2 protein-coding genes (1 of these 2 cut by a window edge) are annotated in these 22272 nt (G+C 74.9%); both read right to left on the bottom strand.

Features of this window, described 5'->3' with window-relative positions:
• Nucleotides 1–12: 12 nt before the first annotated feature.
• Nucleotides 13–9114, bottom strand: coding sequence for a type I polyketide synthase (locus AB0J55_RS25885; RefSeq protein WP_364253415.1), 9102 nt, complete (start codon nucleotides 9112–9114; stop codon nucleotides 13–15).
• A 29-nt stretch (nucleotides 9115–9143) separates the two neighbouring features.
• On the bottom strand, nucleotides 9144–22272 hold the 3' portion of the coding sequence (locus tag AB0J55_RS25880; protein ID WP_364253413.1) for a type I polyketide synthase. It continues 2138 nt past the right edge of the window; only the last 13129 of its 15267 coding nucleotides appear in the window; the start codon falls outside the window, past its right edge — the gene reads right to left on this strand; the stop codon is at nucleotides 9144–9146.

Here is a 22272-nt window from a genome sequence, read left to right as displayed (position 1 = left end):
CCAGTCAGGGCGTCACTGCGCCGGCGGCGGGGAAATTCCGAGCTCGTTGTCGATGAACGCGAACACCTCGGCCGCCGAGGCGCCGGCCAGCTGCGCCTGCGGAGCCGGTGCCGCCTCCGCGCTCCAGCGGTTCAGCAGCGACTTCAGCCGCATTTCGACGCGCATCCGGACGTTCTCGTCCGGCTCCGCGAGGTCCGTCAGCGACGCCTCCAGCCGGTCGAGGGCGCCGAACGCCGACTCCGCGGGTGTGCCGCCGATCTCCGCCGTGAGGAACCGGGCCAGCGCGACCGGGGTCGGGTGGTCGAAGACGGCGGTGGCCGCCAGCCGCAGGCCGGTGACCGCGCGCAGCCGGTTGCGCACCTCGACCGCGGTCACCGAGTCGAACCCGAGGTCGCGGAACGGCCGGGTGCTGCCGATCGCCTCGGCCCCGCGGTGGCCGAGCACGGCCGCGGCCTCGGTGCGGACCACGTCGAGCACGGCCCGGTCGCGTTCGGCTTCCGGCAGCCCGGCCAGCCGCTCGCGCCACCCGGCCGCGGCGCCTTCGCCGTGCCGCTGCTGTTCGGCTTCGAGCTGGTCCAGCACGTGCCGGACGGCCGACAGGTCCTCGATCAGCGGGCGCCGCCGCGACGCGGTGAAGGCGGGCACGAACCGGGCCCAGTCGACGTCGGCGACGGCGAGGAACGTCTCGTCGCGGTCGAGCGCACCCTGCAGCGCGGCCACGGCCCGCTCGGGCGCCATCGGCCGCAGGCCACGGCGGCGCAGCTGCTGCTCGCCTTCATCGGAGGCCATGCCGCCGCCGGCCCACAACCCCCAGGCCACCGAGGTCGCCTTCGCCCCGCGGGCGCGGCGCTGCTCGGCGAGCGCGTCCAGGTAGGCGTTCGCGGCGGCGTAGGCGCCCTGGCCCGCGCTGCCCCAGACGCCGGAGTTGGAGGAGAACAGCACGAACGCTTCGAGGTCGTCGCCGAGCAGCGCGTCCAGGTGCGCGGCGCCCGCGACCTTGGCCGCGAGGACGTTCTCGAACTCGTCCAGGCCGGTCTCGGCGAGGGTGCCCGACTGCGGCAGCCCGGCCGCGTGCACGACGGCCACCGGCGGGTGGCCGAGGCTGTCCAGCAGGGCTTCCACGGCTTTGCGCTCGGCGACGTCGCAGGCGGCGATGGTCACCACGCAGCCGTAGCCCCGCAGCTCCTCGGCCAGTTCGGCGGCGCCGGGGGCGGCTTCACCGCGGCGACTGGTGAGCACGAGGTGGTCGGCGCCGGACCGGCCCAGCCAGCGGGCGACGTGCGCGCCGAGCGCCCCGGTGCCGCCGGTGACCAGCACGGTTCCGCGCGGCCGCCACGGCTCGCCTGCCGGCGCCGGACGGGCCGGGCGCAGCCGCCGGGCCAGGACGCCCTGGTCCCGGATCGCGAGCTGGTCCTCGCCGCCGGGTTCGGCCAGCAGGCCGGCCAGCCGGTCCGCGGCCCGCTCGTCGAGCGCGGCGGGCAGGTCGATCAGCCCACCCCAGAGGCCGGGGTACTCGAGGCCGATCACCCGGCCGAGGCCCCAAAGCTGCGCCGGAACGCTCGACGCCGGGGCGTCGCCGGGTCCGGTGGCCACGGCTCCGCGGGTGAGCAGCCAGAGCGGGGCGTCGATCCCGGCGGCGGTCAAGGCCGGGGCGAGCGCGGCCGTCGCGGCGACGCCGGCCGCGATCAACGGGTGCCCGGGCAGCGGGGTTTCGTCCAGGCCCAGCAGGGAAACCACGCCGGTGTACTCCCCCGGCGGCAGTTCCTCCGGCGAGGCGGTGACGACGTCGGCGCCCCGCGAGGCGAGCGCGTCGGCGACCGATCCACTGTGGTCAGCCGGAGCCAGGACCAGCCAGCGGCCGGACAGCAGCGGCAGCGCGGGATCGGCGACCGGCGTCCAGCCGATCTTCAGGCACCAGGAGTCCTCTGTGGATTGCTGGGTGCGCCACCGGGTCAGGGCGGGCAGCACTTCGTCGAGCGCATGCCGGTCGACCCCGAGGACACCGGCGAGGTCTTCGGTCTCTTCGAGTGCCGTCCACAGCCCGTCGTCGGCCGGGGCCGCGGGCGCCGGGTCCAGCCAGTACCGCTGGTGGTCGAAGGCATATGTCGGCAACGGGACCTGCCGGGCGCCTTCACCGAACGCGGGCGTCCAGTCGACGTCGACGCCGTGCACCCAGGCCTCGGCGAACGAGGTGTACAGCCGGTCGAGACCGCCCTCGCCGCGGCGCAGCGTGCCGGTGACGACGGCTTCGTCCACAGTGTCCTCGACGCTCATCGTGAGCACCGGATGCGGGCTGCATTCGAGGAAGGTGCCGTAGCCGTCCTCGGCCAGCCGCCGCACGGCCGCGTCGAACAGCACCGGGTTGCGCAGATTGGTGTACCAATAGGGGCCGTCGAGCCCCGCGGTGTCGATCGGCCCGGCGGTCACCGTGGAGTAGAAGGCGATCTCCGACGACCGCGGCGAAACGGGAGCGAGCAGCTCGCGCAGCTCGGCCTCGATCGCTTCGACCTGGGCCGAGTGCGACGCGTAGTCCACCGGGACCCGCTTCGCGCGGATGCCATCGGCCTCGCAGGACGCGATCAGTTCGTCGAGAGCGTCAGGCGAGCCGGACACCACGACCGCGGCCGGGCCGTTGACGGCCGCGACCGACAGCTCCTCGGTGAGCCGTGGCTCGACGGTTTCGCGTGCTGCGGCCACCGAAACCATGCCGCCGCGCCCGGCCAGGGCCAGGATCGCCTTGCTGCGCAACGCGACCACGCGCGCAGCGTCCTCGAGGGACAGCGCGCCGGCGACCGCGGCCGCGGCGATCTCGCCCTGGGAGTGGCCGATCACGGCGTCCGGGGAAACCCCGTGGGCGCGCCAGACCTCGGCCAGCGACACCATCACGGCGAACAGCGCGGGCTGCACGACGTCGACGCGCTGCAGCAGCTCTTCGTCGCCGAGAACTTCGGACAGGGACCACTCGACGAACGGCGCCAGCGCGCGTTCGCAGTCCCGCATGCGGGCCGCGAACGCCGGCGACGTGTCCATCAGGTCCAAAGCCATCCCCACCCACTGCGAGCCCTGCCCGGGAAAGACGAAGGCGACCTTGCCCCCGTGGCGGGCGCTGCCCCGCACCAGGCCGGGGACGGCCCGGTCGTGGGCGAGCGCACCCAGCGGGTCGTGGCCGCCGGGCTCGCCGCCGGCCACGAGCACCGCCCGTTGCTCGAACGTAGACCGGGAGTTCGCCAGCGAGTACCCCACATCTGCGGCCCGGACCCCCTGTGCGGCCCCTACGTGCGCCTGCAGCCGCCGCGCCTGCGCGGCCAGCGAAGCGGGCGTTTTCGCGGACAGCACCCAGGGCACCGGGCCGGCCGCGACGGGCCCGGACGGCTCCGTCGCGACCGGCTCCGGTGCGGCTTCGAGGACCGCGTGCGCGTTGGTGCCGCTCATGCCGAACGACGACACGGCGGCCCGGCGCGGGCGGCCGGTTTCGGGCCAGGGCCGGTTTTCCGCCACCAGCCGGACGTTCCCGGCCGACCAGTCCACATGGGACGACGGCGTGCCGGCGTGCAGCGTGGCCGGGAGGACGCCGTGGCGCAGGGACTGGACCACCTTGATCACCCCGGCGACGCCGGAGGCAGCCTGGCTGTGCCCGATGTTGGACTTCACCGAGCCGAGCCACAGCGGGGTGGCGCGGTCACGGCCGTAGGTGGCAAGGAGGGCCTGCGCTTCGATCGGGTCGCCGAGGGTGGTGCCGGTGCCGTGGGCCTCGACGGCGTCGACGTCGGCGAAGGTCAGCCGGGCGTTGGCCACGGCCTGGCGGATGACCTGCTGCTGCGCGGGGCCGTTGGGCGCGGTCAGGCCGTTGGAGGCGCCGTCCTGGTTGACCGCCGAGCCGCGGATCACGGCGAGCACCTCGTGGCCGTGGCGCCGGGCGTCGGCGAGCCGTTCGACCAGCAGGACGCCGGCGCCTTCGGCCATGCCCATGCCGTCGGCGCCGTCGGAGAACGCCTTGCAGCGGCCGTCGGCGGCGAGGGCGCGCTGGCGGCTGAAGGCGACGAACGACGCCGGGGTCGACATCAGCGCCACCCCGCCGGCCAGCGCCATCGTGCATTCGCCGGTGCGCAGCGACTGGCAGGCCAGGTGCAGCGCGACCAGGGACGACGAGCAGGCCGTGTCGACCGTGACGGCCGGGCCGGTGAGCCCGAAGGTGTAGGAGATCCGGCCGGAGACGACGCTGGCCGCGCCGCCGGTGAGCAGGTGCCCGGCCGAACTGTCCGGCTGGGCCAGCCCGATGCCGTAGTCGGCGTAGTTGGTGCCGACGAACACGCCGACGGCGCTGCCCCGCAGGCTTTCCGGGTCGAGACCGGCGCGTTCCATCGCCTCCCACGACGTCTCCAGCAGCAGCCGCTGCTGCGGGTCCATGGTCAGCGCTTCGCGCGGCGAGATGCCGAAGAAGCCCGGGTCGAAGTCGCCCGCGTCGTGCAGGAAGCCGCCGTGGCGGGTGTAGCTGGTGCCGTCGTGGTCCGGGTCGGGGTCGAACAGCGCCTCGACGTCCCAGCCGCGGTCGGCCGGGAACCCGGTGATCGCGTCGCCGCCGGCGGTGATCAGCGCCCAGAGGTCCTCGGGGCTCTTGATGCCGCCCGGGTAGCGGCAGCTCATCGCGACGATGGCGATCGGCTCGTCGTCGGCGACCGCGACCACGGTTTCGGTGACCTTTTCCGTGGCACCGAGCAGGAATTCGGTGATCCGCTCGGCCGTGGGGTGGTCGAAGGCGAGGGTGGCGGGGAGGCTTTGGCCGGTTTCGGCGGCGAGGCGGTTGCGCAGCTCGACGGCGGTGAGCGAGTCGAAGCCGAGTTCGCGCAGGGCGACACCGGGGGCCACGGCGTCCGGGCCGTCGTGGCCGAGCACCGCGGCCGCCGTGGCGCGGACCAGGTCGAGCACGGCTCGGCGGCGGTCGGCCGGGGAGAGCCCGGCGAGCCGGTCGCTCTTGACCGGGGGCGCTTCCACCGTCAGCGCGCGGCGGACCTCGGGCAGTTCGTCGAGGAGCGGACGCGGCCGCAGGGCGGTGAACACCGGCGCGAACCGGGCCCAGTCGACGTCGGCGACGGCGAGGAACGTCTCGTCGTCGGCGAGGACCTGGCGCAGCCCCGCGAAGGCGAGGTCGGGGTCGAGGAACGGCAGGCCCTGGCGCAGCAGGCGGCTCGCGTCGAAGTCCTGGTTCGCTTTGGCGGGATTGGCGGCGTTCCAGACACCCCAGGCCAGCGAGGTGGCGCGGAGGCCGCGGGCGCGGCGGCGCCGGGCGAGGGCGTCGAGGTGGGCGTTGGCGGCGGCGTAGGCGGCGTGGTCGCCGCTGCCCCAGACTCCGGCGATGGAGGAGAACAGCACGAAGGCGTCGAGGTCGTGGTCGAAGACGGCGTCCAGGTTCTCGGCGCCCAGCACCTTGGCGCGGGCGACGGCGGCGAATCCGGCGACGTCGGTGGCGTCGAGGGAGGCGAGTTCGATCAAGGCCGCCGCGTGGACGACGGCCCGGATGTCGTGGGTGCGGGCGAGGGCCTCGACCTCGGCACGGTTCGCGACATCGCAGGTGGCGAAGGTGATCCCCGGTTCGGCGGGGACTTGGCCGCCGCGGCGGCTGGCCAGGATGACCTGCTCGGCGCCGGCGCTGAGGAGCCAGCGGGCGATCCGCGGGCCGAGGGCGCCGGTGCCGCCGGTGACCAGGACGGTGCCGGTGACGGACCACGAGCCGGGTGCGGTCCGCGGCGGGGCCGCGTGGACCAGGCGGCGGACGAGGACACCGGAGGGCCGGATGGCGAACTGGTCCTCGTCGCCCGGGGTGGCCAGGACGGCGGCGAGCCGCTCCCCGGCCCGGGCGTCGAGCTGGGCGGGCAGGTCGATCAGGCCGCCCCAGCGGTCCGGGTGTTCCAGGCCGATCACGCGGCCGAGGCCCCAGATCTGGGCTTGGGCGGGCGACGGCGAGTCCGTGTGCACCGCACCGGACGTCAGCAGCCACAGCGGCGCGTCGATCCCGGCGTCGCCGAGGGCTTGGGCGAGCAGCAGCGTTCCCGCGACCCCGGACGGCAGCTCGGGGAACTCCGGGTGCGGGTCCTCGTCGAAGCCCAGCAACGACACCACGCCCGCCACCGGCCCGGCCTCGCGCAGGCGGGCGGCCAGGCTCTCGCGGTCGCCGGTCACCGGCACGACCTCGGCGCCGAGGGTGTCCACGATGGACGTGTCCTGGCCGGGGGTGACCACGGCGAGCCAGCGTCCCGACAGCGTGCCGGCCGGCTCCGGCGCCGGACGCCAGCGGATGTCGTACCGCCAGGAGTCCACAGTGGACTTGTCGCGGGCGGTCCGGCGCCAGTCGCTCAGCGCGGGCACCAGCTCGCTGAGGGGTACCTCGGGGTCGACGCCGAGTGTCTCCGCGAGAGCCCCGCTTTCGACCGCCTCCCAGAAGCCCGGATCGGCGGCCGCCGGGGCCGGTGCGCCGGGCTTCAGCCAGTACTGGCGCTGCTGGAAAGCGTAGGTGGGCAGGTCGACTCGCGTGGCACCGGCGAAGTACGGCGTCCAATCGACCTTCACCCCGCGCACGTACGCTTCGGCCACCGACAACGCGAAGCGGTCCAGGCCGCCGTCGTCGCGACGCAGCGAGCCCAGCGCGACGACGTCGTCCCCGATCGCCGGAGTCAGTACCGGGTGCGGCGACGCCTCCACGAACGTGCCGAACCCCTCGCTCTTCAGCCGCTCGACGGCGATGTCCAGCCGGACCGTGCTGCGCAGGTTCGTGTACCAGTACTCCGCGTCCAGTTCCGTGCCGTCGATCCAGTCGCCGGTGACGGTCGAGAAGAACCCGGTCCGGGCTGCGCGCGGGGTGATCGGGGCCAGGACGTCCAGGAGTTCGCCGCGCAGCTGCTCCACCTGCACGGAGTGGGACGCGTAGTCCACCGGGATCCGGCGCGTGCGCACGTCCGGGCACGCGGCCGTGAACTCGTCGAGCGCGCCCGGCTCGCCGGAGACGACCGTCGCCCCGGGACCGTTCACCGCGGCGATGCCGATCCGGTCACCCCAGGGGGCGATGAGCTCTTCAGCCCGGTCCCGGGAGGCGGCGACGGAGACCATGCCGCCCGCGCCCGCCAGAGCGAGGATGGCCTTGCTGCGCAACGCGACCACGCGGGCACCGTCCTCGAGGGACAGTGCGCCCGCGACCACCGCGGCCGCGATCTCGCCCTGGGAGTGACCGATCACCGCGTCCGGCCGCACCCCGTGGGCGGCCCACAGCGAAGCCAGCGACACCATCATCGCGAACAGCGCGGGCTGCACGACGTCGACGCGGTCCAGTTCGGGTTCGTCGAGCAGCGAGAAGCCGGTGTGCGGTTCGAGCGCCCGCGCGCACTCGGCGAACCGGGCCGCGAACACCTCCGAGGTGGCCAGGAGCCCGGCCGCCATCCCCGTCCACTGTGCCCCCTGGCCGGGGAAGACCATGGCGACCTTGCCGCTTCCGGCGACCCCCGAGACGACGTGCGGCGCAGGCGTGCCGTCGGCCAGCGCGCGGACCCCGGCCAGGAGCCGCTCCCGGTCCGCACCGACCACCACGGCACGATGGGCGAACGCCGACCGGGTCGTCGCCAGCGAAAAGGCGACGTCGGCCGGGTCACCGTCCACAACCGACAGCCGGGCGGCCTGCTCGCGCAGTGCCTCGGCGGACTTGGCCGAGAGCACCCACGGCACCAGCCTCGAGCGCCCCAATGTGGGTGCGTCAGAGGCAACCAACGCCACATTGGGGCGCTCGGGTTCCTCCAGGATGATGTGCGCGTTGGTGCCCGAGATGCCGAACGACGACACCGCGCCCCGCCGCGGGCGGTCGGCGGTCCAGTCCCGGCCTTCCTGGAGCAGTTCGACCGCACCGGCGGTCCAGTCGATCTTCGCCGACGGCGTGCCCGCGTGCAGGGTCGGCGGCATCCGGCGGTTCCGCAGGGCCTGCACGAGCTTGATGACCCCGCTGACCCCGGCCGCCGCCTGCGTGTGCCCGATGTTGGACTTCACCGAGCCCAGCCACAGCGGCGTTTCCCGCTCCTGGCCGTAGGTCGCCAGCAGCGCCTGCGCCTCGATCGGGTCGCCCAGCGCCGTGCCGGTGCCGTGTGCCTCGACCAGGTCGACGTCCACTGTGGACAGGCGCGCGTCGGCGAGCGCGTCCCGGATCACCCGCTGCTGGGACGGGCCGTTCGGCGCCGAGAGACCGCTGCTCGCGCCGTCGGAGTTGACCGCCGAACCGCGGACCACGGCCAGGACCGGGTGGCCGAGGCGCTGCGCGTCGGCCAGCCGCTCGACCAGCAGCATGCCGGCGCCTTCGCCCCAGCCGGTGCCGTCGGCGCCGTCGGCGAACGCCTGGCACCGGCCGTTGCCCGACAGCCCGCCCTGGCGGCTCATTTCGGTGAACATGTCCGGGTTGACCATCACGGCCGCGCCGCCGGCCAGCGCGAGGTCGGACTCCCCGCGCCGCAGCGACTGGACGGCCAGGTGCAGCGCGACCAGCGACGACGAACAGGCCGTGTCCACGGTGACCGACGGCCCCTCCAGGCCGAGGGTGTAGGAGATCCGGCCGGACAGGACGCTGGTGGCGGTGCCGGTCATCAGGTGCCCGGCGACCGACTCGGCCTCCTCCCCCGCGCCCGTGCCGTAGCCCTGGGAGGCCGCGCCGACGAACACCGCCGTGCGGCTGCCGCGCAGGGTGTCCGGCACGATCCCGGCGCGTTCGAGGGCCTCCCACGACGTCTCGAGCAGCAGCCGCTGCTGTGGGTCCATGGCCAGGGCTTCGCGCGGTGAGATGCCGAAGAAGCCCGCGTCGAACCGGCCCGCGTCGTGGACGAAGCCGCCTTCGGCGACGAAGCCGGCGTCGTGGGCGTCGGGCCAGCCGCGATCAGCGGGGAAGCCGGACATCCCGTCGCCGCCGGAATCGACGAGCCGCCAGAGATCCTCGGGCGAGCGGACGCCGCCGGGGAACCGGCAGGCCATCCCGACGATCGCCACCGGGGCGGACGCGGCGTCCTCGACCTCCTGGACGCGCTTGCGGGCGCGCCGGAGGTCCGCGGTCACCTTCTTCAGGTACTCCCGGAGCTTCGCGTCGTTGTCCATCAGGCCCCATCCCGTCGCGTGCCGTCCATTCAGGACAGTCCGAGTTCGTTGTCGATCAGGTCGAAGATTTCGTCGTCGGTGGCGGAGTCGAGCTCGGCTTCGCCGTCTTCGTCGCCGTGCGCGGCCCGGCGGCGGGCGAGCAGGGTCTCCAGCCGCGCGGTGACGCGGCGGCTGTCCCCCGCCCGGTCCAGCAGCCGGTCCAGTTCCGCCAGCACCGCGTCGTCCGCGTCGGCGGCGGTGGGCGCGAGCCCGGCCAGCAGGTGCGCGGCCAGATCCGCGGGCGAGGGGTGGTCGAAGATCAGCGTGGCCGGCAGCCGCAGCCCGCTCTCGGCGGTGAGCCGGTTACGCAGTTCCACCGCGGTGAGCGAGTCGAAGCCCAGGTCGAGGAAGCCGCGGCCGCCCTCGACGTCGGCGGCCGAGCCGTGGCCCAGCACCGTGGCGACGTGCCCGCGCACAACGTCGAGCAGGAACTCGCCGCGCTCGGCCTCGGGCACGGCCGCGAGCCGCTCGGCCAGCGCCGGACCGGACGGATCGCCCGCCGCCACCGAAGCGGTCCGCCGGCCCGGCGCCCGCACCAGCGACGCGAACAGCGGCGGCAGCCCGGACTGCGCGCCCAGCGCGGCCGGGTCGAGCTGCAGCGGCAGCAGCGCCGGTTCCGGCCGGGCGGCCGCGACGTCGAACAGGTCGAGCCCGCGCTCGGCGGTGAACGGGACGAACGCGGACTTCGTCAGCTTCGCGAGATCGGCGTCGCGGAGCATCCCGCCGGTGGCCCACGGGCCCCAGCCGAGGGATCCGGCCGGGAGTCCCCGGGCTGCGCGGTGCTGCGCCAGGGCGTCGAGGAACGCGTTGGCCGCGGCGTAGTTGCCCTGGCCGGGGCTGCCCAGGGTGGCCGCCGCCGAGGAGAACAGCACGAACGCCGAAAGCCCCCGGTCGCGGGTGAGTTCGTGCAGGTTCAGGGCCGCGTCGACCTTCGGCCGCAGCACCGCGTTCAGCCGTTCGGGCGTCAGGGCCGCGACGACGCCGTCGTCGAGGACGCCGGCCGCGTGCACGACGCCGGTGAGCTCCGGGATCGCGGCGAGCACCCCGGCGAGTTCCCGGCGGTCGGCGGCGTCGCCGGCCACGACCCGGACGTCCGCCCCCAGCTCCCGCAGGTCCTCGGCCAGCTCGGCCGCGCCGGGGGCGGCCGGCCCGCGACGGCTCAGCAGCACCAGGTCGCGGACGCCGTGCCCGGTGACCAGCCGCCGGGCGACCAGGCCGCCCAGTGCCCCGGTGCCGCCGGTGACCAGTACCGTGCCGTCGCCGAAGGACGGCGGCATGGTGAGCACGACCTTGCCGACGTGCTTGGCCTGGCTGACGAACCGGAACGCCTCCGGGGCGCGCCGGACGTCCCACGTCCGCACCGGCAGCGGGGTCAGCGCGCCCGCCTCGAACAGCGCGAGGACCTCGGTGAACAGCTCCCGGATCCGGTCCGGGCCGGCTTCGACCAGGTCGAACGCCTGGTAGCGGACGCCCGGGTGCGCGGCGGCGACGGCGCCGGGGTCCCGCACGTCGGCCTTGCCCATTTCGAGGAACCGCCCGCCGCGCGGCATCAGCGCGAAGGAGGCGTCGACGAACTCGTGGGTCAGGGCGTTGAGCACGACGTCGACCCCCCGGCCGCCGCTGGCCTCGCGGAACAGCTCCGCGAACCCGGTCGTGCGCGACGACGCCAGGTGCGCGTCGTCGAGCCCGGAAGCACGCAGGACGTCCCACTTGCCGGGGCTGGCGGTGGCGTAGACCTCGGCGCCGAGGTGGCGGGCGAGCTGGATGGCGGCCATGCCGACGCCGCCGGCGCCCGCGTGCACGAGCACGGACTCGCCGGCCCGCAGCCCGGCCAGGTCGACCAGGCCGTAGTAGGCGGTGAGGAAGACGATGGGGACCGACGCGGCTTCGCTGAACGACCAGCCGTCCGGAATTTTGGCCAGCATCCGCCGGTCCGCGACCGAACGCGGGCCGAACGCGCCGGGGAAGAAGCCCATCACCTTGTCCCCGGGGGCGAGGCCGGTGACCCCTTCGCCGCATTCGAGGACGACGCCGGCGCCTTCGATGCCCATGATCGGCTCGCCCGGGTACATGCCGAGTCCGATGAGGACGTCGCGGAAGTTCATCCCGGCGGCGCGGATGGCCACCCGGACCGTGCCCGGTTCGAGCCGGTCCGGCAGCGGGTTGGGGACGAGCGCGAGGTTCTGCAGGGTGCCACGGCCGGTGCTGTCGAGCCGCCAGTTGCCCTCGGCAGGCGGCTGCAGCAGCGTGCCGGTGCCGGCGCGCACGAGCCGCGCGGCCAGTGCCCGGCCGTCGCGCAACGCGAGCTGGGGTTCGCCGGAGGCGACCGCGCCGAGCAGGGCCGCCGAGCGCGGGTCTTCGTCGTCGAGGTCGGCCAGGACGAGCCGGCCCGGGTTCTCGAACTGCGCCGACCGCAGCAGGCCCCACACCGGGGCGGCGGTGAGGTCGGGGACGCGGTCGCCGTCGGCCGCGCCGACCGCGCCGCGGGTCACCAGCACGAGCCGGGCGGTGGCGAACCGTTCGTCGGCCAGCCACTCCCGCACGAGCTCGAGCGCGAAGGCGGCGCGCTCGCGCGGGTGCGCGGAGTGCCGGATCGCGGAGAACACGTACTGCGGTTCTTCGCCGCCTTCTCCGATGCGGCGGCCCAGTTCCGCGAGGTCCACACAGGACTCGACGGTGCCCGAGGAGCCGAGCCCGGCCACCAGGCCGAGCGGGTCCGGGCCGATGACGGCGTACCGGCCGCCCGGCGTTTCCGGCACGGGCACCGGCGTCCACTCGACCTGGAACAGCGCGTCCCCGACGTCCGGGCCGCGCAGCTGCTCGGCCGAAACCGGGCGCAGCACCAGCGCGCCGACCGACGCGACCGGTGCGCCGGTGGTGTCGGCGACGTCGACGGCGACCGCGTCCCCGGTGCCCGGCCGCAGCCGGACCCGCAGCGCGGTGGCGCCGGTCGCGTGCAAGGTGACGCCGGTCCAGGCGAACGGCAGCCGCGGGCCGGTGTCGCCGTCCCGGAGACCGAGGGCGTGCAGCGCCGCGTCCAGCAAGGCCGGGTGCAGGCCGAACGCGCCCGCCTGCTGCTCGGGCAGCGCGACTTCGGCGTAGACGTCCTCGCCGAGGCGCCAGGCCGCGCGCAGGCCGCGGAAGGCCGGGCCGTAGCCGAACCCGGACGCGGCGAGGGTGTCGTAGAACCCGGTCACGTCAACGGGTTCCGCACCGGCAGGTGGCCACTCGGCCAGGGTGGCCGGTTGCGCCGCGGCCGCCGGGGCGAGAACGCCGGCGGCGTGCGCGGTCCATTCGTCGCGGCCTTCCGGTCGCGAATGGATGGTCAGCTCGCGGCGGCCGTCGTCGTCCGGGCCGCCGACCGACACCTGGATCGCGACGGCGTCCTGCTCGCGCAGCACGAGCGGAGCCGAGAGGGTCAGTTCCTCGACCACCGGGCACCCGGCCTGGTCACCCGCCCGGATCGCCAGCTCGACGAACGCGGTGCCGGGCAGCAGGACCGTCCCGAGCACGGCGTGGTCCGCGAGCCACGGCTGCGCGGAGAGCGACAACCGTCCGGTGAGGACGATGCCGTCCCCGCCCGCGAGCGGCAGGGTCGCGGCGAGCAGCGGGTGGGCGGCGTCGGTGAGCCCGGCCGCGCCGACGTCGCCGGCGTGGGCCGATACCTCGGGCCAGTAACGGCGGTGCTGGAAGGCATACGTCGGCAGCGGCACCCGGCGGGCGCCGGGGAACGCGGCCGCGAGGTCGACCGGGACACCGCGGACCCACAGCCCGGCGACCGCGGCGGCGAACGTGCGTTCCTCCGGCCGGTCGCGGCGCAGCAGCGGGACGGCCACGACGTCGTCGCCGAGGCAGTCGGCGGCCATCGCGCTGAGCACCGCGTCCGGCCCGGCTTCGAGGAACGTCCGCACGCCCAGCCCGGCCAGGGTGGCGACGGCGTCGGCGAACCGCACCGACGCCCGCACCTGGCGCACCCAGTAGTCCGGAGTGGACAGTTCGGGACCGGCGAGCGCACCGGTCACTGTGGACACCACAGCTCGTTCGGCCGGGTGGTAGGTGAGGCGCCGGGCCACCGCAGCGAAGGTGTCGAGCATCGCGTCCATCCGCGGCGAGTGGAACGCGTGGCTGACCTTGAGCCGTTTGGTCCGCACGCCCGCCGCGGCGAACCCGGCGGCCAGGTCCAGCACGACGTCCTCGTCGCCGGAGACGACGACCGAGCCGGGCCCGTTGACGGCCGCGATGCCCGCCCGGCCGCTGGTCTTGGCCACCTCGGCGGCCACGGCTTCTTCGCCCGCCCGCAGCGAAACCATCGCACCGCCCGCCGGCAGGGCCTCCATCAGGCGGCCGCGGGCGGCGACCAGTTCGGCGGCGTCGGCCAGGGACAGCACCCCGGCGACGTGCGCGGCGACCAGCTCGCCGATCGAGTGGCCGGCCAGGTGGTCCGGCCGCACGCCCCAGCTCTCGGCCAGCCGGAACAGGGCCAGCTCCACCGCGAACAGCGCCGTCTGCGTGTAGGCGGTCCGGTCCAGCAGCGCGGCTTCGGGCGTGCCGGACTCGGCGAACACCAGGTCGCGCAGGGAGTGCTCGAGATGCGCGTCGAGGTGAGCGCACGCCTCGTCGAACGCGTCGGCGTACACCGGGAACCGGTCGTAGAGCTCGCGGCCCATCCCGGCCCGCTGGGCACCCTGCCCGGTGAACAGCACGGCCAGCGGGCCGGTCGCGGCCTCTCCCGAAACGACCTCGGCGGCAGGTGTCCCTTCGGCGAGCGCGGTCAGGCCCGTCCGGAAGTCCTCGGCCGTGGTCCCGAGCACGACGGCCCGGTGGTCCAGCGCCGCCCGGCCGGTGGTCAGCGAGAAGCCGACGTCGGCCGGGTGCGCGTCCACTTCGGACAGCCGGGCGGCCTGGGCGCGCAGTGCGGCCACCGAGCGGCCGGACACCGGCCACGGCACGAGCCCGGTCCTTTCGGGCGTGGTCGCGGGCAAAGCGGGTTCGGCCTGCTCGATGATGGTGTGGGCGTTGGTGCCGGAGATGCCGAAGGAGGAGATCCCGGCCCGGCGCGGCCGGCCGGCCGGCCACTCGCGGGCCTCGGTCAGCAGGCGGACCGCACCCGCCGTCCAGTCCACGTGGGACGTCGGCGCGTCGACGTGCAGCGACTGCGGCAGCAGCCCGTGCCGCATGGCCATGACCATCTTGATGATCCCGGCGACCCCGGCGGCGGCCTGCGTGTGCCCGATGTTCGACTTCACCGACCCGAGCCACAACGGCGTCTCGCGGTCCTGGCCGTAGGTGGCGAGGACGGCCTGGGCCTCGATGGGATCGCCGAGGGCGGTCCCGGTGCCGTGCGCCTCGACGACGTCCACATCGGACGGTTGCAGGCCCGCGTTCGCCAGCGCCGCCCGGATCACCCGCTGCTGCGACGGGCCGTTCGGCGCGGTCAGGCCGTTCGACGCGCCATCGGAGTTGACGGCCGAACCGCGGACGAGCGCCAGCACCTCGTGGCCGTTGCGCCGGGCGTCCGAAAGCCGTTCCAGCAGGAGCAGGCCGGCGCCTTCGGCCCAGCCGGTGCCGTCGGCGGCCTCGGCGAACGGCTTGCAACGGCCGTCGGGGGCGAGCCCGCGCTGCCGGCTGAACTCGACGAACGCGCCCGGCGTCGACATCACGGTGACGCCGCCGGCGACGGCCATCGCGGACTCGCCCTGCCGCAGCGATTGGCAGGCCAGGTGCAGCGCGACCAGCGACGACGAGCAGGCCGTGTCGACCGCGACCGACGGCCCTTCGAGGCCGAAGGTGTAGGAGACGCGCCCGGCGATGACGCTCGTGGTGTTGCCGGTGAGCAGGTGCCCCTCGACGCCGGAGGACGCGCCGAGCATGGTGACGTAGTCCTGGCCGTTGGTCCCGGCGAACACACCGGTTTTGGTGCCGCGCAGCGAATGCGGGTCGATGCCGGCCCGCTCGAACAGCTCCCACGACGTCTCCAGCAGCAGCCGCTGCTGCGGGTCCATGGCCAGCGCCTCGCGCGGCGAGATCCCGAAGAACCCGGCGTCGAATTCGCCGGCGCCCTCGAGGAAACCGCCCTCGCGGGCGTAGCTGCGGCCGCTCTTGCCCGGGTCCGGGTCGTAGAGCGCGCCGACGTCCCAGCCGCGGTCGCCGGGGAACGCGGAGATGCCGTCGCCGCCCGTGCCGACCAGGCGCCAGAGGTCCTCCGGGGACCGCACCCCGCCCGGGTAGCGGCAGCTCATCGCGACGATGGCGATCGGCTCGTCGCCGGAGGCGGCCACGGCGGGCGGCGCCGGCTCCGGTGCGTCGTCCCCGAAGACCTCGCCGAGCAGGCGGTCGGTCAGGTCGGCCGGGGTCGGGTGGTCGAACACGAGCGTCGAAGGCAGCGCGAGGCCGGTTTCGGCGGCCAGCGCGGTGCGCAGCTCGACCGCGGTGAGCGAGTCGAAGCCCAGGTCCTTGAACGGCCGCGCCGGTTCGATCGCTCCGGCGCCGTCGTGCCCGAGGACCGCCGCGGCGCGGGCGCGCACGACGTCCAGGAGCACGCGACGGCGTTCGGGTGCAGGCAGCGCCGCCAGGCGGGTGGTCAGCTCGGCCGAGCCGCGCACGCCGGTGTCCTCGCCGGCGTCGAACTCGGGCAGTTCGGCCATGAGCGGCCGGGACCGGGCGGCGGCGTACGAGGGCGCGAACCGGGCCCAGTCGACGTCGGCGACGACGACCGTGGTCTCCCCCAGCCCGGCCGCCTGCAGCAGCGCACGCAGGCCCAGTTCGGGGTCCAGTGGGCGGAGCCCGCGGCGGCGGAGCAGTTCTTCGCCCTCTTCGGACGCGCCCATCCCGGCGCCCGCCCACGGGCCCCAGGCGATCGATGTCGCCTTCGCGCCGCGGGCGCGGCGCTGTTCGGCGAGCGCGTCGAGGTGGGCATTGGCCGCCGCGTAGGCGCCCTGGTGCCCGCTGCCCCAGACCCCGGCGATCGAGGAGAACAGCACGAACGCTTCGAGGTCGTCGCCGAGCAGTTCGTCGAGGTGGGTGGCACCATCCACTTTGCCGCTGACGACGTCTTCGAAGTCCGTTGTGGACGATTCGGCGATCGGGGTGAACCGGCCGTAGCCCGCCGCGTGGAAGACGGCGCTGATTGAACGTCCACTCAGGACTTCGGTCAGGGCCGTGCGGTCGGCGACGTCGCAGGCCACGATCTCGGGCTCGGCGCCGAGGTCGCGCAGCTGCGCCGCGAGGTCGTCCGCGCCCGGGGTGTCCGGGCCGCGACGGCTGAGCAGCAGCAGGTGCCGGACGCCGCGGGCGGCCAGGGTCCGGGCCAGCGCGCTGCCCAGTGCCCCGGTGCCGCCGGTGATCAGGACGGGGCCGCCGGGCCGCCAGCTGCCGGGCTCGGCGCCCGCCGGGGCGCGGACCAGCCGGGGCACGAAGGCGCCGGACGTCCGCAGCGCCACCTGGTCTTCGCCGGTGCCCGCGGCGAGGAGGGCGGCGAGCCGGTCGTGACCGCGGTCGTCGAGCGCCGCCGGCAGGTCGAGGAGCCCGATCTCGCGGCCGGTGAGTTCGAGGGCGGCGACCCGGCCGAGGCCCCAGACCTGCGCCTTCGCCGGGTCGGGGGCGGCGTCGGACCGGCCGGTGCGCACGGCGCCGGTGGTGCCGAGCCAGAGCGGGCCGGGCAGTCCGGCCTGCAGCACGGCGAGGGCTTCGGCCAGGTCCGCCGGGAAGGCGAGTGCCCCGGCGATGTCTGTCACCTCACCCAGGCGCCCGACGGGCACGGTGACGACGTCCGCACCCCGCGTGGCCAGGCCTTCCGCGAGACCCGCGGGCGCGGTGCCGATGAGCAGCCAGGTGCCGGACAGCCGTCCGGCGGGGATCGGGTGCGGCCGCCAGGCGACGCGGTAGCGCCACGATTCCAGGGTGCCCGCCTCGCGGTGGCGGGTGCGCCACGCCTGCAGCGCGGGCTGGATCGCGCCGGCGAGGTCTTCGCCGACGGCGAGGTCCCGGGCCAGGTCGCCGTGCTCGACGGCGGCCCAGAACGCGCTGTCGGCGGTGTCGGCCGCCGGCTGCGGGCGGACGGGTTCGAGCCAGTACCGCTGGTGCTCGAAGGGGTAGGTCGGCAGCGCGACGGCCCGGCCGGCGGATCCGGCGTAGAGGCTCTCCCAGTCCAGGCCGACGCCGTTGACGTGCAGGCGGGCCAGCGCGGTGAACAGCGTTCGTGCTTCGTCGCGGTCGCGGCGGAGGGCGGGGATCGCGATCCCGGGGACCATCGAGCTGAGGACGCCGTCCGGGCCCAGCTCCAGGAACACGCTGGTGCCCGCGGCTTCGAGGGTCGAGATGCCGTCGGCGAACCGGACGGTTTCGCGGACGTGCCGGACCCAATAGTCCGCGGTGAACGGCTCAGCGAGAGCACCGCTCACATTCGAGAGCACAGGTATCTGCGCCGGGTGGTGTGTGAGGGTCTCGGCGACCGCACGGAACTCGTCGAGCATCGGGTCCATCAGCGGCGAGTGGAACGCGTGGCTCACCTTCAGCCGCTTGGTCTTCGGGAACTGCGCCGCGATCGCCAGCACCGCGGCCTCGTCACCGGAGATCACCACCGACTCCGGGCCGTTCACCGCCGCAATGGAAACACCCTCGGTCAACGTGATGGCCGACTCGGGCGCGGCGATCGACACCATCGCTCCCCCGGTGGGCAGCGCCTGCATCAGCGACGCCCGCGCCGACACCAGACGACAAGCGTCCTCAAGGGACAACACGCCGGCCACATGCGCAGCCGAGATTTCCCCGATCGAATGCCCGGCCACGAAATCCGGGCGGACGCCGAACGATTCGACCAAGCGGAACAACGCCACCTCGACCGCGAACAACGCGGGCTGGGTGAACTCCGTACGGTCCAGCAGCTCAGCATCCTCGAAGGCTGCGCGCAGCTCCGGGCTGAAGTGTGCGCAGACAGCATCGAAAGCCTCGGCGTACACGGGGAACCGGTCGTAGAGGCCGCGGCCCATTCCGGCCCGCTGGGCGCCCTGGCCGGTGAACAGCACGGCCAGCAGCGCGTCCCGGTCGGCCGTGCCGGTCACCACGGCGGCGTCGGTACCGCCCTCGGCGAGGACACCCAAAGCGCGGTCGATCTCGTCGCCACTCGCGACGAGGACTGCGCGGTGGTCGTGCGTCGCGCGGGTGAACGCCAGGGAGTATGCGAGGTCCTGTGGCGCCAGGCCCGTGCCCCGGAGCCGGGCCGCGTGGGCTCGCAACGCCGTGGCACTCCGGGCCGACAGCGGGACGAGCGGCGGCGTCGCGTCCGGTCCCGCCGGCGGGACCGCGACCGGTTCGGCCTGTTCGAGGACCACGTGCGCGTTGGTCCCGCTCACCCCGAACGCCGAGACGGCCGCGCGGCGCGGGCCGTCGGAAACCCAATCGCGTTGCTCGGTGAGCAGTTCCACCGCACCCGCCGACCAGTCCACTTGCGACGATGGCGTGTCGACGTGCAGCGTCCGCGGAAGGACGCCGTGCCGCATGGCGAGGACCATCTTGATCACCCCCGCCACACCGGAAGCGGACTGGGTGTGCCCGATGTTGGACTTCAGCGACCCGAGCCACAGCGGCCGGTCGCGGTCCTGGCCGTAGGTGGCCAGCAACGCCTGCGCCTCGATCGGGTCGCCGAGCCGGGTCCCGGTGCCGTGCGCTTCCACCGCGTCGACGTCCGAAGTGGACATACCGGCATTGGCCAGTGCGGCCCGGATCACCCGCTGCTGCGAAGGACCGTTCGGCGCGCTCAAGCCGTTGGACGCACCATCCTGGTTGACCGCCGAACCGCGGACCACAGCGAGGACTTCGTGGCCGTTGCGCCGGGCATCCGACAGCCGTTCCAGCAGCACCAGGCCGACGCCCTCGCCCCAGCCGGTGCCGTCCGCGGCGTCGGCGAAGGACTTGCAGCGGCCGTCCTCGGCGAGCCCGCGCTGGCGGCTGAACTCGACGAACGCCGCCGGGTGCGCCATCACGGTGACCCCGCCGGCCAGCGCCATCGAGCACTCGCCCTGCCGCAGCGACTGGCACGCCAGGTGCAGCGCCACCAGCGACGACGAACACGCCGTGTCCACCGTGACGGCCGGGCCCTCCAGGCCGAACGTGTAGGACAGGCGGCCGGAGACGACGGCCGGGGCGCTGCCGGTCAGCAGGTAGCCTTCGGAGCCGCCGGACTCGTCGCGCGCGCCGACGCCGTAGCCGGAGGAGGTCGCGCCGACGAACACGCCGGTTCCGCTGCCGCGCAACGACTCCGGGTCGAGGCCCGCCCGCTCGAACACCTCCCACGACGTCTCCAGCAGCACCCGCTGCTGCGGGTCCATCGCGAGCGCCTCGCGCGGCGAGATGCCGAAGAAGGCCGCGTCGAACTCGGCCGCCGTGGTCATGAACCCGCCTTCGCGGGTGTAGCTGGTGCCGAGGTTCGCCGGGTCGGGGTCGTAGAGCGCGGCCAGGTCCCAGCCGCGGTCGGCGGGGAACGGGCCGACGCCGTCGGCGCCGCCGGCCAGCAGGCGCCACAGGTCCTCGGGCGAGGACACGTCCCCGGGGTAGCGGCAGCCCATGGCCACGATGGCGATCGGTTCGCCGGACGCGGCGGCCGTCACCGGATCCGCGGTCGCGGCCCCGGCGCCGGAGACCTCGCCGAGCAGGAGCTCGGCCAGCGCCCGCGGGTGCGGGTGGTCGAAGACGACGGTCGACGGCAGCCGGACGCCGGTCGCGGCGGTCAGCCGGTTGCGCAGCTCGACGGCGGTCAGCGAGTCGAAGCCGAGGTCGCGGAAGGCCCGGTCCGCCGGGACGGCCGCGCCGGAGTCGTGCCCCAGGACGGCGGCGGCCTGCGCGCGCACGAGCTCGAGCACGTGGTGCGCGGCCTCGCGCGGGCCGAGTCCGCGGACGGCCTCGGCGAGTCCGGTGCCGGCTTCGGTGACGACCTCCTCGGCGGTCACCTCCGGCAGGTCTTCGATCAGCGGCCGCCGCCGCGCGGCGGTGAATCCGGCGGCGAACCGCGCCCAGTCCATGTCGGCGACGGCCACGAACGTCTCGTCGGCGTCGAGCGCCTGCTGCAGGGCGGCGATCGCGAGCGCGGGGTCCATTTCGCGCAGGCCGCGGCGGCGCAGGTGGTCCTTCGCTTCGGCGCTGCCCGCCATGCCGTCGCCCGCCCAGGACCCCCAGGCGACGGCGGTCGCCGTCCGGCCGGCGGCGCGGCGGCGTGCGGCGAGCGCGTCGAGGTGGGCGTTCGCGGCGGCGTAGGCGCCCTGCCCGGCGCTGCCCCAGACGCCGGCGTTGGAGGAGAAGAGGACGAACGCGTCGAGGTCGTCGCCGAGCAGTTCGTCGAGGTGGTCGGCCCCGCCGGCTTTGGCGGCGAGGATTCCGGCGAACTCGGCGACGCTGGTGTCGGCGACGGTTTTCGCTTGCGGCAGGCCGGCGGTGTGCACGACGGCCCGCACATCGCCGAGGTTTCCGACGAGCGCGGCCACGGCGTCACGGTCGGCGAGGTCGCAGGCGGCGAAGGTGACCCGGGTGCCGAGTTCCGCGGCGAGTTCGGCGGCCCCGGGGGCATCGGCCCCGCGGCGGCTGACGAGGACGAGGTGCTCGGCACCGACCCGCACAAGCCACCGGGCGACGTGCCGGCCGAGCGCGCCGGTGCCCCCGGTGACGAGCACGGTCCCCCGCGGACGCCAGTTCCGGCGAGGTTCGCCGCCGGGAGCGTGCGCAAGCCGGCGCGCGAAGACCCCGGAAGCGCGGAGGGCGACTTGGTCTTCGTGGTCGAGCCCGGCCAGGACGGCGATCAGGCGGCGGGTGGCGCGGCGGTCGAGGGTGGCGGGGAGGTCGACGAGGCCGCCCCAGCGTTCGGGGTGTTCGAGGCCGACGACCCGGCCGAGCGCCCACACCTGCGCGGGATCGGCGGCGGGCGGGGTGTCGCCGGGCAGGGCCGCGACGGCGTTGCGGGTGAGGAGCCAGAGGGGCGCGGTGGTGCCGGCGAGGGCTTGGGTGAGGAGGAGGGTGGCGGGGGCATCGGGGAGGAGGGAGATGACCCCGGCGACGGGCGGCTCGGCGGCCGCCGCAAGCTCGGCTCCCCCGACGGCGAGGCCGCTCCCCGGCTCGGCGACCGCCGCAAGCTCCGCTTCCCCAACGACGAGGCCGCTCCCCGGCTCGGCCACCGCCGCAAGTTCGCCTTCCCCGACGACGAGGTCGCTCGCCGGCTCGGCGCCACCGCCAGCCGCCTGTCCTGCGCCCCCGGTGGCTTCGGCGAGCGAGGCAGGCGCGCTACCCCCGCCGGACCACTCGACCACCACCGGCTCCGCACCGGCCGCCGTCAGGCCGGTCGTCAGCTCTGTCGTATCCGTTCCCGGCGGGGCGACCACCACCCACCGCCCGGACAACTTCCCCGCTTCGGGTTCCGCGAGCGGCTTCCACTCCACCCGATACCGCCACGAATCCACAGTGGACTTCTCCTGCCGGACTCGCCGCCACTGGGCGAGCGCCGGCAACAGCTCGGCGAAGGACGTCTCCGCGGGCACGCCGATCAGCTCGGCCAGCGTCCCGAGGTCGCCGCCGTCGACCGCGGCCCAGAAGCGGGTGTCCGCCGGGTCTCCGGCTGCCGGGCGGTCCGGTGCGTCCAGCCAGTAGCGCTTGCGCTGGAACGCGTAGGTCGGCAGGTCGACGATCCGGCCGTCCGGGAACGCGGGCGTCCAGTCCACCGCGACCCCGCTCACGTGCGCCTCGGCGAGCGCCGTGTGGAACCGGGCCAGCCCGCCGTCGTCGCGGCGCAGCGAGCCCAGCGCGAGCACGTCCTCACCGATCGCCATGGTCAGCACCGGGTGCGGCGAGGCCTCGATGAACGTGCCGAAACCCTCGGCCTTCAGCCGCTCGATCGCCACGTCCAGGCGGACGGGGTGGCGGAGGTTGGAATACCAGTACCCGGCGTCCGGTGCGCCGGCCCATTCGCCGGTCACCGTGGACAGGAAAGGAATCTCCGGCGCCCGCGGAGCGATCGGGGCCAGCACCTCGAGGATTTCCTCGCGCAGCTGCTCCACCTGCGCCGAGTGCGACGCATAGTCCACCGGCACCCGCTTCGCGCGGACACCGTCGGCCTCGCAAGAACCGATCAGCTCGTCGAGG

The sequence above is a fragment of the Amycolatopsis sp. NPDC049688 genome (assembly GCF_040674975.1).
Classification (GTDB): Bacteria; Actinomycetota; Actinomycetes; order Mycobacteriales; family Pseudonocardiaceae; genus Amycolatopsis.
The sequence above is the reverse complement of the archived record's forward strand: the minus strand, read 5'-3'. Positions and strand labels throughout refer to the sequence as shown.